The sequence below is a fragment of the Treponema sp. TIM-1 genome, assembly GCF_046533115.1.
Classification (GTDB): domain Bacteria; phylum Spirochaetota; class Spirochaetia; order Treponematales; family Breznakiellaceae; genus JAIRMO01.
Genome location: NZ_JAJQRC010000001.1, coordinates 33,894 through 47,525, shown reverse-complemented (window position 1 = coordinate 47,525; position 13,632 = coordinate 33,894). Strand labels below are relative to the sequence as shown.

Here is a 13,632-nt window from a genome sequence, read left to right as displayed (position 1 = left end):
AAAACAACCGGCCGTTGTTTTGAACCCGGCCGGGTTATTTTTCTGTTATAAAGGGGGCTCCACCGGATCCGTAAATTCGATAATACCCGGGATCTCCTCCGGCGGAGAAACCTTAGATTGATACCGGGGGTATTTGGGACGGCCTAAAACCTCGATCTTGACGGGGGTAACATCGGTCTTGCTCATCCCAATATTATCTCCCGCCATCCTGCCGATATGGATAATCCAGTTGGGATCAAAGGGGATCCGTTCGGTAATGGTAACAATAACGGCCTGGTTATTGTTCAAGTTGGTTACCCGTACCCGGGTATCAAATTCCAGCTCCGCATGGGCGGCTCGTAAACCGGGTTCATCTATATTATACGTGGCAAACCCCGAAGAAATCTTTTGGGGAACTCTTGTAGGCATCATAACGCAGGACGTAAAAAACCAAAACAACAAAACCAAAACAACAAAACTTTTCTTCATTTTTTCTCCAGCAAACTATTCTTAAATAAACCGGTCTCCAAACCTACGTTTTTTGGGAACCGGTTTTGGAAAAAGCGGTCTAAAATCCGCTTTTTTCGTAAATCTAAGATTATTGTTTCAAAATCTGACATTTTGAAACTGCCGCTGCTTAAAATAATTTCAGAAACCTTCCTTACCTTAATTCTGTGATCAAAACCGACTTCTGTCAATAGAACCGTTTCAAAGGTTCCCCCGGGTGAATACTAATAAGGCGGTTTCAAGAAACAGTTGATTTTGGAAGGACCCCATGAAAAACCCTACCTTGCCGATGGTATCGGGGCCGATGTCGATCTTTTCAAGGTCCAAACCGGGATCCTGGGACAAGAAAGACTAAAAAAGTCCCCGGGATACGCCGAAGCTATTAAAGACTCTTAAAATGGATTTGCATAGAATGAAATTTTCGTGTACTATTAGAATAAGGGACCCATATAGTCCGATAAATCGGAGGTACTAGGACATGTCGGATAGTGACGATCTTGATCTTGGCGGTGATGATTCCGCCGGGACGCAGAGTTCCTCTAAAAAGTCTTCCGGTTTGGCCGCTTTATTGCCGAATTTACTCAAATTCATAGCCATTGGGTTGGGAGCGCTCATTTTTATCGTAACCGTGGTGGTTATTACCGTTAATATTCTGGGCGGGGGGGGGAAATCCCAGACGGTAGTCGCCGATCCGACCTCCCCCTATATTGGAAAACGGCCGGAATATACCATGTTTACCGCCATAGGGGTAGTTCGAACCCGTACCAGGGATCTGACCCCCAATGCGGTAGTAATTGATATGGTTATCGGTTATGATTTGAATAATAATGCGGCGGCTACGGAATTGACCAGCCGGCTTTATGAACTTCGGGATTTCGTGCGGAGTTTTTTCAGCAGTAAATACGCGGTGGAACTTCAGCCCGAAAACGAAACCCAGTTAAAACAGGAAATTATCGAGTATTTGAACACCAGGGTACTTGACACGGCCAAAGCTCGAATGATTCTGTTTAATCAGTTGGATGTGATGGAAATGTGATACCCGTTGGTTTTCCATCTGAGGAGTTTGGACGAAAATCTTCGATTTTTGTCTTCGGAGTTTTCATTGAAAGCTCCAGGGAAGGAAAATGACAGAAGTTCTGTCCCAGGATGAAATTGATCAGCTACTCACCGCGATAAACGCCGGAGAAACGGAGCCTGAGGATTTTAGGCCCGCGGCGGATACCCGTAAAATCAAAATTTACGATTTTAAGCGGCCCGATAAATTTTCCAAGGAACAGATCCGTACGGTCTCGATCATGCACGAGACCTTCGCCCGGTTAACCACCACCAGCCTTTCCGCCAACCTCCGCAGCATGGTCCATGTTCACGTGGCTTCGGTGGATCAGCTGACCTATGAAGAGTTTATCCGGTCCATCCCTACCCCAACGACCCTGGCAATTATCAATATGGATCCCTTAAAGGGAAACGCCATTCTGGAAATCGATCCGGCGGTGACCTTTTCCATCATAGACCGCCTTTTCGGCGGAACCGGGGAGGGTACCAAGGCCCAGCATGAGCTTACCGACATAGAACAGTCGGTTATGGAGGGGATCATCGTCAGGATCCTGGGGAATATGCGGGAAGCCTGGGCCACGGTGATCGACCTCCGGCCCCGGCTGGGCCAGATAGATACGAATCCCCAGTTTGCCCAGATTGTACCTCCTACGGAAATGGTAGTCCTCGTAACCCTGGAGACCAAGGTGGGGGATGTGGAGGGGATGATGAACTTTTGTATACCCTACCTAACCATAGAACCTATTATCGGAAAACTCTCCGCCCAGTTCTGGTATTCTTCGGTACGCCGGGGGACCACCACGGAAAACCTCAATGTGCTTAAGGAAAAGCTTGCAACCGTCGATGTTAATGTAGTAGCGGAGATTGGAAAGATCCAGATCCCCGTTCGGGATGTGCTTTCCCTTAGGGTGGGGGATGTAATACGGCTCTACAATGTCCGGGTGGGGGATACCTTTTCCCTTAATATCGGCAGTAAGAAAAAATTCCTCTGCCGGCCCGGGGTTATCGGCAAAAAAATGGCCGTACAGATTTTAAAGAAAACAGCGGAGCTTGAACAGGAAGAATTTGAAGAGCTTGCGTCTGAAGGGGAGGAAATATTATGAGCGACGGCGCTCTTTCACAAGATGAAATAGATGCCCTGTTGGCAGGGGTAGATTCCTCCGGCGGCGGCCTTGGGTCCTCCGGTACCACGGCCGCCGCCAGGCCGGGTGTATCCGATGAGGATTGCCGGGCGCTGCAAAATTTTCTTACCACCACCATAGACGCCCAATCTTCCAATCTTTCCATGATGACCGGTTCGGAGGTCTCCCTTAAGGACCCCCAGATTGAATCCACCAACCGGGACAGCTTTCTCCAGCAGCTTCCCGATATGGTTACGGCGGTCAAAGCGGATTTTACCTCCGGTTTTCCCGGGGAACATATGTTTTTATTGTCCGAGGATACCGCTAAAAGCATCGCCAGTCTCATGAATAAGGAAGAAAATATCACCCTGGATGCGATGACCATGTCGGTGATCGGAGAGGTTATCTCCCAGCTGGTGGGGACCCAGATTACCGCCCTTACCCAAAAAACCGGGAATAAATCCATCGCGTCCACCCCTCCGGAAGCGGCCAATGTGCCCAAGGCGACGGCCGCCCTTCCCGGGGATAATTTTATAGCCGCCGCCTATCAACTTAGTCTGGGGGATGGAAAAAACCACCAAATTTGGGAGATTTTCGGTTCCGGTGTTTCCGGGGATATCGTCAAGGCGTTAAATGCCGGCGCCGCCCCGGCGGGGCCAATACCCAATGCGGGGGGAGCGGGCCTCTTCGGCGGTGGTATGGATATGCCGAATATGGGCATGATGGGGGGAAGTATGCCGATGGGTGGAGCCATGCCTAATATGGGGGGAATGATGGGATCGCCCACCAATGTCCAACAAGTCCAGTTTCCCAGTTTGGTACCCCAGGCCACCAGTCAAGAGCAGGGGAATATCGGTCTTATCATGGATGTCTTCATGGAGATGACCGTAGAATTGGGCCGTACGAGGAAGCTTATCAAAGAAATCCTGGGCATGGGGGAAGGAACCATCATAGAACTGGACAAACTCGCCGGTGAACCGGTGGATATATTGGTAAACCATAAACTCATTGCCAAGGGCGAAGTGGTGGTAATTGATGAAAATTTCGGAGTCCGGGTCACGGAAATTGTTTCCCCTATGGAAAGAATGAATGAAATGGGGTAGAATTAGAAGAAAAATAGGGCTAATCTAATATAGCCATAAAGAAAAGCGGACCGGTTGTATTTGGGGGATTAACCGCTTTTTCCAAGCCGGTTTTAAAACCACCGGCTCTTGACATCGTTATTTAAGACTCTAAGGGTCAGTTTGTACTTGGGAGGGGAAAAACTGAATCGTTTAGGTATTTTTATAGCCGCCCTGATCCTGATCTTCGGGATAGGTGTCGTACCATTATTATTCGCACAAGTTCCGGATGTATCGGGGGAACAATCTTTGGGGAACGCCGGGGATGTTCCGGTTCCATCGATAGCGGAAGAATCCTTATCCCTCGACGATGCCCCCCCGGCGATACTCCCCGAGGGGGAAGTATCGGCTTTTCCCACTATCCTGCGGATGGTGGTGGTTCTTGCCCTGGTGGCGGTGTTTATCTATATCGCCGTTTTTCTCCTCAGAGGTTTTTTGAAGCGGATATCCCGTCCCCAGGAAGCCGTAAACCCGTATCTTAAAATACTGGCCACCGCCCATTTAGGTTCCAACCGTTTTGTGTATGTGATTTCCGTAGGTCCAAAACAGGCCTGGCTTGTGGGGGCCAGCGATGGGGGGGTTTCCCTGATCGCCGAAATAGCGGATAAGGAAACGGTGGATACCCTATTGCTGGAAGATTCCCAGAAAACAAACGAAACGGGAAAATTCCCGGATTTTCGAAGCTTGCTGCGCCGCTTTGGCGGAGGAACCGGGGAAAGTCCCGGTCCATCCCCGGAAAATGTACGGAAACGGCGGGAAAGGCTGCGGGGCTTATGAAGATGGCCCGTTTCTTTGTCCCGGCGGGACTATTGTTTTTCCTGCTCCTCCTCACCCCCCTCCCCACCGAGGCCCAAACGTTACCCTTTCCGGATATGTCCACCCAAGGGACCATGGATATCCCCACTCCGCCGGCGGATCCGGTGATCCCTTTCATTGATTTGACCATCAGGAATCCCGAATCGGGCCGGGAGGTGGCCTTTTCCATCCAACTCCTCCTCTTAATTACCGTCCTGTCCCTGGCGCCGAGTATCATCATTCTGATGACCAGTTTTCTCCGGATATCCATTGTGCTGGACTTTATCAAACGGGCCCTTTCCCTCCAACAGGTCCCCCCCAATCAGGTGCTCCTGGGAATATCCCTTTTTTTAACCATTTTTATCATGTGGCCCACCCTTGATACGATCTACAATAATTCCTTCCGGCCCCTGGGGGAAGGGACCATTTCGGTGGAGGAGGCATACCGGGAGGCGGAAGGACCCTTGCGGCTCTTTATGTACCGGCAGATGCGGGGAAATCCCGATAATATCCGGCTTTTTATGGCCATGCGGGGTCTGGACCGGCCCAACACCCTGGCGGATGTTCCCACCTATGTGCTAATCCCCGCCTTTATCCTCAATGAGTTAACCGTGGCCTTTAAGATAGGGATCCTGCTCTTTATTCCCTTTATTGTTATTGATATGGTGGTGGCCAGCGCCCTTATGTCCATGGGGATGATCATGCTGCCCCCGGTGATGATCTCCATGCCCTTCAAATTAATCCTCTTTATTTTGGTAGACGGTTGGGGGCTTTTGACGGACCAGCTTGTCCGTTCCTTTGTGTAGGGATAAAGAATGAGTATCGGGGATATTACCACCCTCCTGCAGCGGGGGATTTTCGAGGTGCTTTTGTTGGCGGCGCCCCTCCTGGTATCCGCCCTGGTGGTGGGGCTGGTGGTGGCTATCCTGCAGGCCACGACCTCTATTCAGGAGCAGACCCTGACCTTTGTCCCCAAGGTGGTGATTATCCTCCTGGTTTTAGGGTTCCTGGGGGGGTGGATGTTTTCATCCCTGGGGGATTATACGGTGCAGCTTTTCAGGATGATTCCGTCCATGGCGCGGTAACGAAGGGTAAGGTATGGAACGAACGGTAATTGATGAAATTTTAAAGACGGCCCCGGCTTTTCTTTTAATCGCCGCCAGGGCTTTGGCGATGATCGAAACCGCCCCCCTCCTCTCTTCCGACGTAAACCCCCAGGTTGTCCGGATTTCCCTGGCGGGATTTGCCGCTTATGCGGCCTTTCCCACGGCCCTGGTGAGCGCCTGGGAGATACCGCCCTTTGGTCTGAGTTTTGTTTTTTTGGTTATCGGGGAAGGGATTATCGGTATTATTATCGGATTTTTCATAACCATTATATTTTCCGCCTTTTCCACCGCGGGTCAGTTTTTCTCCCTTCAGATGGGTTTCGGCGCTTCGGAAACCTTTGATCCCCTGTCCCAAATAGAAAATCCCCTGATGGGCCAGTACCTTAACCTGGTGGCCATGCTGGTGTTCCTCTCCATGGGGGGATTTGGGGAACTGTTCCTCGGGGGGTTTTGGCGATCCATCCAGTCGGTGAGTATCATGGCCCTGGTAGCGGGCCGGGAAGCGGTTTTGGGAATGCTCCTCTCGGGACTCTCCCGGCTTTTTTTAGACGCCATGGTCATATCCATACCCATCCTGGGGACCCTCTTCCTTACCACCCTTTCCACGGGGCTTATCTCCAAGGCGGCCCCCCAGATCAATATCCTTACCGAAGGCTTCCCCATATCCATCACCATCGCCTTTATTCTGATCCTGGTTACCATGCCCTTTATGGTGGAGGCCTTTAGCCGGGTGGTGGAATCGGGATTTGCGGTAATAGAAACCCTCTACACCCGGATCGGCGTCCCCATAGGGGGTACAACATGAGGATGTACCGGAGAAAAGGCCGGCTTTCCGGCCCGGAGGAATGGGTATGGACGCGGTTTGAGGAGCAGCCGCAAGCCGCCCGGGCCCTGGCGGCGGCCATGGACCTTCAGTGGTTTGCCGCGGAAGATGAGGGCCGTACCGAGGAGCCTTCGGAATACAAGATCCGTAAGGCCCGGGAAGAGGGCCGGGTCGCCAAAAGTCAGGAACTTACCGGAGCCTTGATCCTCCTCCTCCCCGCCCTGGCTATCCTTTTCCTTGCCCCCTTGATGCTTCGGACCTGCGTGGAGATGATCCGGTTTTTCTTTTCCCGGGCGACAGAACTGGACCCCACCAAAGACGGGCTCATCGCCAGGGCCTTTTTTTCCTATTTTACGCGCCTGGCCCTGCCCATCGTGGTGGTGTCCATGGTAGCGGCGATCTTTGCCAATTTGGTGCAGACCGGGCCGCTTTTTACCCTCAAGCCCCTGGTTCCCAATTTTTCAAAAATAGTTCCCCGGTTCGGCCGATATTTCCAGCGAACCCTCTTTTCAATGGAAGGGCTTTTTAATTTTATCAAATCCATTATTAAAATGATGATTATCGGGTTGGTGGCCTTTTTTATTATCCGTTCCGAAATACGGGGTTTGGCAAATTTACAAACCGTGGAGCTCTGGCAGGCGATACGGCTTATCGCTTCCCTGGCAGCGCGGATGCTGATTGTTTCGGCCCTGCTCCTTTTGATGTTGTCCATTCCGGATTTTATGTTTCAGCGCTGGCAATACCGGGAGTCCCTCAAGATGACGAAAGAAGAGGTCAAGGAAGAGCGGAAGATGTACGAAGGAGATCCCCAGATTAAAAGCCGTCTCCGTCAGCGGATGCGGGAGATCATGACCCGGAATATGCTAATCAACGTACCCAAGGCGGACGTGGTAATCACCAACCCAACCCACTATGCGGTTGCCCTGGAGTACCACCCGGGACGGGAGGCCCCCCAGGTAAGCGCCAAGGGCGCCGATGAGGTGGCCTTGCGGATTCGGGAGATCGCGAAAGAAAACTCCGTTCCCCTGGTGGAACATAAACCCCTGGCCCGAGCCCTATACGCGGAAGTGGAAATCGGGGATTTTATCCCGGTACAGTATTATGAAGCCGTTTCTATTATTTTAGCGGGGGTACAGCGGATCAACCAGGAACGCCGCCGGGCCGAGGATCTGGGGGCGTGAGGGGGTAACCCCCGCAGGGCGTAAGTATAAGAGGAGCGTTAGAGAAGATGTCGGATGCGGGAAGAATTATAGCGGGCAGCCTATTCAGGGACAGGACCGATCTGTTCATAGCCATCGGGGTGGTGGCGGTGGTGATGATGCTCATTATCCCCCTGCCCACGGTACTGTTGGACGCCCTCATGGCCATGAATCTGGTCCTTTCCCTGCTCATTCTCCTCATCGTGCTTTACACAAAAAAAGCCACGGATTTTAGCGTTTTTCCCACCCTGCTTCTGGTGATCACCGTCTTCGGCCTGGCCTTAAATGTTTCTTCTACCCGGCTGATCCTCACCAAAGGGGCGGCCTTTGACGGCCGTATGATCCGGGCCTTCTCCAGTTTCGTGGTGGGTTCCGGGGGCACCGAGGGTCTGGTGGTGGGGTTCATCATCTTTATCGTGATCATCGCGGTCCAGGCGGTGGTGATCACCAAGGGCGCAACCCGCATAGCCGAAGTTGCCGCCCGGTTTGCCCTGGATGCCATGCCGGGGAAGCAGATGGCCATTGAGGCGGAGTACAACTCCGGGGCCATTACCGAGGAAGAATCCATTATCCGAAAAAACGATCTCCAGCGGGAGGTGGATTTTTACGGGGCCATGGACGGTTCCAGCAAATTCGTATCCGGTAACGTGAAGGTGGGGATCCTAATCACCGCGGTGAATATCCTGGGGGGGATCATCATCGGTTCGGTTTTCCATGGGGAGCCTATTTCCGTTGCGGTAGGAACCTATGTGGCCTTTTCCATCGGCGACGGCCTGCTTTCCCAGTTTCCCGCCCTGTTGGTTTCCACCGCCACGGGCATCATCGTTACCCGTTCCGTCTCCGACGGTACCTTTGGGGAGGACGCCTCCAGCCAGTTCTCCCGGGACGGCCGGATTTACTGGATCGGCGCTTTCGTCCTTGGGGGTTTTGCCCTGCTCCCGGGTTTTCCCTGGTATGTCCTGGTCCCGCTGGCCCTGGCCCTGGCCTTCCTCGCCTACCGGCTGAGCCGGAAAAAGGTCAGGGAAGAAGCGGCGGCCAATCAAAAAAATTTGGAAGCAAAAAAACCCAAGGATGAAACCGGGGAAATGTCTCCGGTGGTACCCCTGGATCCTCTGTCCCTGGAATTGGGGTATGGTCTTATCCCTCTGGTGGACCGGGATAAGGGGGCGGAACTTCTGGAGCGGATCCAGCGGATCCGCCGGGAGTCGGCCCTGGATTTGGGGCTCGTCATCCCCCGGATCAGGATCATCGACAATATGCGCCTGGAACCCTCGGAGTATTGCTTTAAGATCAAGGGGGCCGATGTGGGCCGGGGAAAGATCCGGATGGGGTATTACCTCTGTATCAACCCCGGGGGGGTAACGGACGAATTGCCCGGCGAAAAAACCACCGACCCCGCCTTTGGGCTGCCCGCCCTATGGGTAAACGAGGATAAACGGAGCGACGCGGAACGGGCGGGGTATACGGTGGTGGATTCCTCTTCTATCATAGCCACCCATTTAACGGAGATCATCAAACGCCATGCCCAGGAGATCCTGGGCCGCCAGGATGTTCAATCTATTCTTGATACCCTAAAAAAGGATTATCCCGCAGTGGTGGAGGAGGCTCAAAAATCCCTCTCCCTGGGGGGAATTCAGAAGGTTCTCCAGGGATTGCTCCGGGAACGGGTATCCATCCGGAATATGGTGGCCATCCTGGAAACCCTGGCCGATTATGGGCCTGTCACCAAGGATATCCAGTTCCTTATTGAAAAGGCCCGGCAGGCCCTGGGGCGGGAATTGTGCCTCCAATACGCCGATGATGAACGGAAACTCCGGGTATTAACCATAGAACAGACCCTGGAAAAAAAGATCATCGACAGCCAGGTTCAAACCTCCTCGGGGGCAATGTCCGCCCTGGATCCGGGGCTGCAACGGTCCTGGATAAAGGCCCTGACCCGGTCCATCGCCGTGGTGGAGGAACGGGGCTGGCTGCCGGTGATCCTCTGTTCCGAAGCGGCCCGATTTCTGGTAAAATCTTCATTGGATAGGGAATTGCCGACCCTAGCGGTTCTTTCGGTGCCGGAAATCGCTTCGGAAATAACCGTCGAAGTGGTAGGGGAAATAAAGCTGGAGGATTAGATAAATATGAATTATTTTACCGAACAAGGATTGACCGAGGACGAATGCCGCCAAAAGATCCGGATGAAATACGGGGATCGGGCCCGGGTCGTGCTGCAAAAATCCATCCGTATTGGGGGGCTCTTTGGCCTTTTCACCAAAGACGGGGTAGAAATGACCGGTATTATCCCCCGGGAATATCCTCCATATACCACCGGACAGGGCTCCTCCCCGCCCTTGGATTTTCAAAAAGAGAAGGAAAAGGTCCTGGCCGTGGCGTCCCGGCCGGATAAGGCTGCTCCGGCTCAGGAAAAAACCGAACTCATCCAGCAGACGATCCTCAATGAGGTATTGGACTTAAAGAAAAAGATCCATGCCCCCCCGGGAGAAGAACACCCCACCCTGACCCGGATCGGGGAAATTCTTGATCTCAATGATTTTTCCCCGACTTACAGCAGAAATATCCTGGATCGGCTGAAAAAAGAATTTTCCCTGGAAATTTTAAATGATTACGATCAGGTACAGGATACGGTGGTGGACTGGATCGGGGAAAGTTTAACCATCTTTAACCCGGAGCCCCCCAAAAGACTGCCCCGGATCATGATCCTGGTAGGTCCCACCGGGGTCGGCAAAACCACCACCATCGCTAAATTGGCCGCCATTTTTGGACCGGGGAATAAGGAAAGCCGCCCCCTTTCGGTACGGATGATCACCATTGACAACTACCGGATCGGCGCTAAAGGCCAGGTTGAAACCTACGGAGATATCATGAATATCCCCGTTTCTTGTGTGGATAATTACGGGGACCTACGGAAAGCTATCGCCCTCTATTCGGAGGATGTGGATTTGATTTTGGTGGATACCATCGGGAAAAACCCCCGGGATTCGGTGGAAATTGCCGAAATGAAGCGGCTGCTCTCAGGCTGCGGTTCCACCGCCGAAGCACACCTCACCGTGGCGGCTACCACAAAATACAGTGATATGCGGGAAATTTTTCAGCAGTTTGAACCCTTTAATTATCGGTCGGTGATCATCACCAAATTGGACGAAACCATCCGGGTGGGGAATGTGATCAGCGCCCTGGCGGATAAAGGAAAATCCATTTCGTATATTACCGACGGGCAGCATGTCCCCGATGATATGCATAAAGCCGGGGTGATTCCGTTTTTGATCAATCTGGAAGAATTTAAGATAAACCGGGACCGAATTGAAAAACGGTTCTCCCCTATTGAATGAGATTGCGCTTGGGGCTGTTTCAAAATTCTGTTGTCCGGAGGGACCATGATTTTGAAAGACACGCTTTGCTTGTCAAATAGCCTTAAATCGAGAGGAAAAGCGGGCCGGTCTGATTGGGGTTTACCCGTTTTTACCGGTTATATGGAGATAATGATGGAAGATCAGGCAGAACGCTTGCGGGAAATGATGCGGAACAGAAGCAGTGTCCAGGGAAAACCGATCCAGGCCAAGGATGCCAAAAAGACCCGTATTATCACTATTACCAGCGGTAAGGGGGGGGTAGGAAAAACCAATATGTCGGTAAACATGGCCCTTGCCTATGCCCGGCTGGGGAAAAAAGTGGTGGTTATGGATGCGGATTTGGGATTGGCCAATGTCAATGTGATGTTGAACATGGTCCCTAAATTCAACTTATACCATGTGATCCGCAAGCAAAAAACCATGAAAGAAATCCTGTTGGAAACCGAATACGGTATTTCCATCGTGGCCGGGGCGTCGGGTTTTTCTAAAATAGCCAATCTCAGCGAAACCGAGCGGCAGAATTTTATCAACGAGCTGGACAGCCTCTCCAACGCCGATATTATTATCATTGATACCAGCGCCGGAGTTTCCAGTAATGTATTGGACTTTATCGCCGCCGCCGATGACGCGGTGATCATCACGACCCCGGAACCTACCGCTATTACCGATGCCTATGGTATTATTAAAATAATCGCCACCGAAATTGACAACCTGAATATGGGGCTTAAACTGGTAGTGAACCGGGTAAAATCCGTGGCGGAGGCAAAAAAGGTTGCCGACCGGATGACCAGTATCGCGGGGCAGTTTTTGAACCTTAAGGTAGAATATTTGGGGTTTATTTACGATGATCCGGCGGTTTCCCACGCGGTACTGCGCCAACGGCCCTTTATGGTGGTTGATCCGAAATGCCGGGCCTCTTTATGTGTGCAGCATATTGTGGGGAGGATGGAGAAAAGTGAGCTTCGGGAAGGAGGGGGCTTCGGAACCATGGTAAAGCGGTTTTTTGGCCGTTCTTGACGATACCCCCCATGGGGGCCTCTTTTTCAGCATTTTGAGCGGGAGGTAGGATGAATTTTAAAACAAGCGGTATTGCCGCGGGGATAGCCTTTGTTTTATCGTTATCCCTGGGCCTTATCAGGGGAGCGGGAATTTTTGCCCTGGCCCGGGCATTTATTTTTGCGGCGGCATTTTTTCTTTTATCCGGAGGAGTCTATTGGCTTATCCTTCGTTTTTTGCCGGAATTGCTGGAAGCTCCCGGAACTAACGAAGATATACAGCAGAGCGGTTCTATGGTGGATATTTCCCTTGAAGATGATTCCGAAGACGAGATGCCCAAGGTGGATGTAGGGGAATATACCCCGGAGGGCGCCGCGGGGGCTTCCGAGGTATCCCCATTGGAAAATCTCTCGGGGCTGGATCAAAAGGATAATATTGAATATACTAATGAGGGGAGTATGGATGAAAGTCCCTCAACGTCAACTTCGGGGACGGAGCTGACACTGCCGGCGGATTCCCCCGGTGTGGCGGACGAACTTCCCGATTTGGAAAGTCTATCCGCGGCTTTTTTACCGGGTGGTAATCGGCGGGATGACGAGGAAATATCGGAGTTTATAATATCGCCCGATAGTTTGGCGGAAAAAAAAACGGCGGAAAGTAATACATCCGATGTTCTGGATGGTGATTTTAGTGCCCATGATATGGCATCTGCGGTACAAACCATATTAAAAAGGGAGTAGAAAGGATATTATATGGGGAATGTCCTCAGAAACGATACAGCCCATCGTTCTCCTGAACAAAAAACAGAGGAAGAACTTTGGGTCGTGTACCGAAAAACCCGGGATCCGGCAATTCGGGAGCTTTTTATCCGGCAATATGCCCCATTAGTAAAATATGTCGCCGGTAAAGTCGCGATAGGTATGCCTGCCAATGTTGAATTTGACGATCTCGTGGGCTACGGTGCTTTTGGCCTTATGGATGCCATTGATAAATTTGACCCCGAGAAAAATGTTAAATTTAAGACCTATGCGGTAACCCGGATTCGGGGGGCTATTTTTGATGAGCTGCGATCCATAGATTGGGTTCCCCGGTCGGTGCGTCAGAAAACCAGGGAAGTGGAGGAAACCATTGGGTCCCTGGAAGCTCAATTGGGAAGAACCGCCACGGATCAGGAAATAGCCGCGGCCCTGGGGCTGAGCGAAGCCGAATATATTAAAACCATTATGAAAATATCCGGAACTTCCATACTTTCCCTGAACGATGTGTGGTTTTCCGGGGATGAAAATGACAAAGTCTCCATAGGGGACAGTATTGAATCGCCTTCCAGCATGAATCCGGATGTAATCGTAGAAAAAGAGGAGATCCGCCGGGTTATCGTGGAGGCCATTCAGGAATTGCCCGACAAAGAAAAAAAGATCCTGGTGCTTTATTATTATGAGGAACTTACCCTTAAAGAAATCGGTCAGGTATTGGAGGTAACCGAGTCCCGGGTATCCCAGCTGCATACCAAGGCCATACTCCGACTTCGGGCCAAGTTGACCAATATCCGTAAGGGTATTATGTAGGCTTCCTATCC

Annotated in this window: 15 protein-coding genes; 14 read left to right on the top strand and 1 reads right to left on the bottom strand. The window is 51.7% G+C overall.

The window, feature by feature from the left end:
• Nucleotides 1-45: 45 nt before the first annotated feature.
• Nucleotides 46-411, bottom strand: coding sequence for an RlpA-like double-psi beta-barrel domain-containing protein (locus LQZ21_RS00230; protein ID WP_411042079.1), 366 nt, complete (start codon nt 409-411; stop codon nt 46-48).
• A gap of 324 nt (nt 412-735) precedes the next feature.
• Between LQZ21_RS00230 and LQZ21_RS00225 the strand changes: the two genes are divergently transcribed.
• The 14 genes from LQZ21_RS00225 (at nt 736) to whiG (ending at nt 13,621) form a co-directional block, all read left to right on the top strand.
• The gene (locus LQZ21_RS00225) at nt 736-882 is read left to right on the top strand and encodes a hypothetical protein (RefSeq protein ID WP_411042078.1); all 147 of its coding nucleotides are present in this window, start codon (nt 736-738) and stop codon (nt 880-882) included.
• Nucleotides 883-964: 82 nt separating this feature from the next.
• Nucleotides 965-1,522, top strand: a complete 558-nt coding sequence (locus LQZ21_RS00220; protein WP_411042077.1) for a flagellar basal body-associated FliL family protein — start codon at nt 965-967, stop codon at nt 1,520-1,522.
• An 88-nt stretch (nt 1,523-1,610) separates the two neighbouring features.
• Nucleotides 1,611-2,642: a flagellar motor switch protein FliM gene (fliM, locus tag LQZ21_RS00215; RefSeq protein ID WP_411042076.1), complete on the top strand. Its 1,032-nt coding sequence runs from the start codon at nt 1,611-1,613 to the stop codon at nt 2,640-2,642.
• On the top strand, nt 2,639-3,763 hold the full coding sequence (gene fliN / locus LQZ21_RS00210) for a flagellar motor switch protein FliN (RefSeq protein ID WP_411042075.1): 1,125 nt from the start codon (nt 2,639-2,641) through the stop codon (nt 3,761-3,763). Before fliM ends, fliN begins: the two co-directional genes overlap by 4 nt.
• A 141-nt stretch (nt 3,764-3,904) precedes the next feature.
• Nucleotides 3,905-4,558, top strand: a complete 654-nt coding sequence (locus tag LQZ21_RS00205) for a flagellar biosynthetic protein FliO (RefSeq protein ID WP_411042074.1) — start codon at nt 3,905-3,907, stop codon at nt 4,556-4,558.
• Nucleotides 4,559-4,560: 2 nt separating this feature from the next.
• A complete protein-coding gene (gene fliP, locus LQZ21_RS00200; protein WP_486401684.1) occupies nt 4,561-5,382 on the top strand; it encodes a flagellar type III secretion system pore protein FliP in 822 nt (273 codons plus the stop codon).
• 9 nt (nt 5,383-5,391) lie between these two features.
• A complete protein-coding gene (gene fliQ / locus LQZ21_RS00195) occupies nt 5,392-5,661 on the top strand; it encodes a flagellar biosynthesis protein FliQ (protein ID WP_411042072.1) in 270 nt (89 codons plus the stop codon).
• A gap of 13 nt (nt 5,662-5,674) precedes the next feature.
• Nucleotides 5,675-6,487, top strand: coding sequence for a flagellar biosynthetic protein FliR (gene fliR, locus LQZ21_RS00190; RefSeq protein WP_411042071.1), 813 nt, complete (start codon nt 5,675-5,677; stop codon nt 6,485-6,487).
• A gap of 98 nt (nt 6,488-6,585) precedes the next feature.
• The gene (gene flhB / locus LQZ21_RS00185) at nt 6,586-7,686 is read left to right on the top strand and encodes a flagellar biosynthesis protein FlhB (protein ID WP_411042366.1); all 1,101 of its coding nucleotides are present in this window, start codon (nt 6,586-6,588) and stop codon (nt 7,684-7,686) included.
• Between the two features lie 47 nt (nt 7,687-7,733).
• Nucleotides 7,734-9,824 carry a flagellar biosynthesis protein FlhA gene (flhA, locus tag LQZ21_RS00180; RefSeq protein ID WP_411042070.1) on the top strand — a complete coding sequence of 697 codons (2,091 nt, stop codon included), beginning with the start codon at nt 7,734-7,736 and terminating at the stop codon, nt 9,822-9,824.
• A 6-nt stretch (nt 9,825-9,830) separates the two neighbouring features.
• The gene (locus LQZ21_RS00175; RefSeq protein ID WP_411042069.1) at nt 9,831-11,039 is read left to right on the top strand and encodes a flagellar biosynthesis protein FlhF; all 1,209 of its coding nucleotides are present in this window, start codon (nt 9,831-9,833) and stop codon (nt 11,037-11,039) included.
• A 153-nt stretch (nt 11,040-11,192) separates the two neighbouring features.
• Nucleotides 11,193-12,077 (top strand): MinD/ParA family protein, encoded by an 885-nt coding sequence (locus LQZ21_RS00170; RefSeq protein WP_411042365.1) that lies wholly within the window; start codon nt 11,193-11,195, stop codon nt 12,075-12,077.
• A gap of 50 nt (nt 12,078-12,127) precedes the next feature.
• A complete protein-coding gene (locus tag LQZ21_RS00165) occupies nt 12,128-12,796 on the top strand; it encodes a hypothetical protein (RefSeq protein ID WP_411042068.1) in 669 nt (222 codons plus the stop codon).
• A 12-nt stretch (nt 12,797-12,808) separates the two neighbouring features.
• A complete protein-coding gene (gene whiG / locus LQZ21_RS00160) occupies nt 12,809-13,621 on the top strand; it encodes an RNA polymerase sigma factor WhiG (protein ID WP_411042067.1) in 813 nt (270 codons plus the stop codon).
• Nucleotides 13,622-13,632 lie beyond the last annotated feature (11 nt).

Coding starts and splice junctions, on each gene's coding strand:
- whiG (WP_411042067.1), top strand. CDS start 12,809: ATGGGGAATGTCCTCAGAAACGATACAGCCCATCGTTCTCCTGAACAA.
- LQZ21_RS00175 (WP_411042069.1), top strand. CDS start 9,831: ATGAATTATTTTACCGAACAAGGATTGACCGAGGACGAATGCCGCCAA.
- fliM (WP_411042076.1), top strand. CDS start 1,611: ATGACAGAAGTTCTGTCCCAGGATGAAATTGATCAGCTACTCACCGCG.
- fliQ (WP_411042072.1), top strand. CDS start 5,392: ATGAGTATCGGGGATATTACCACCCTCCTGCAGCGGGGGATTTTCGAG.
- fliR (WP_411042071.1), top strand. CDS start 5,675: ATGGAACGAACGGTAATTGATGAAATTTTAAAGACGGCCCCGGCTTTT.
- flhA (WP_411042070.1), top strand. CDS start 7,734: ATGTCGGATGCGGGAAGAATTATAGCGGGCAGCCTATTCAGGGACAGG.
- fliN (WP_411042075.1), top strand. CDS start 2,639: ATGAGCGACGGCGCTCTTTCACAAGATGAAATAGATGCCCTGTTGGCA.
- fliP (WP_486401684.1), top strand. CDS start 4,561: ATGGCCCGTTTCTTTGTCCCGGCGGGACTATTGTTTTTCCTGCTCCTC.
- LQZ21_RS00170 (WP_411042365.1), top strand. CDS start 11,193: ATGGAAGATCAGGCAGAACGCTTGCGGGAAATGATGCGGAACAGAAGC.
- LQZ21_RS00165 (WP_411042068.1), top strand. CDS start 12,128: ATGAATTTTAAAACAAGCGGTATTGCCGCGGGGATAGCCTTTGTTTTA.
- LQZ21_RS00230 (WP_411042079.1), bottom strand. CDS start 411: ATGATGCCTACAAGAGTTCCCCAAAAGATTTCTTCGGGGTTTGCCACG.
- flhB (WP_411042366.1), top strand. CDS start 6,586: ATGGACCTTCAGTGGTTTGCCGCGGAAGATGAGGGCCGTACCGAGGAG.
- LQZ21_RS00220 (WP_411042077.1), top strand. CDS start 965: ATGTCGGATAGTGACGATCTTGATCTTGGCGGTGATGATTCCGCCGGG.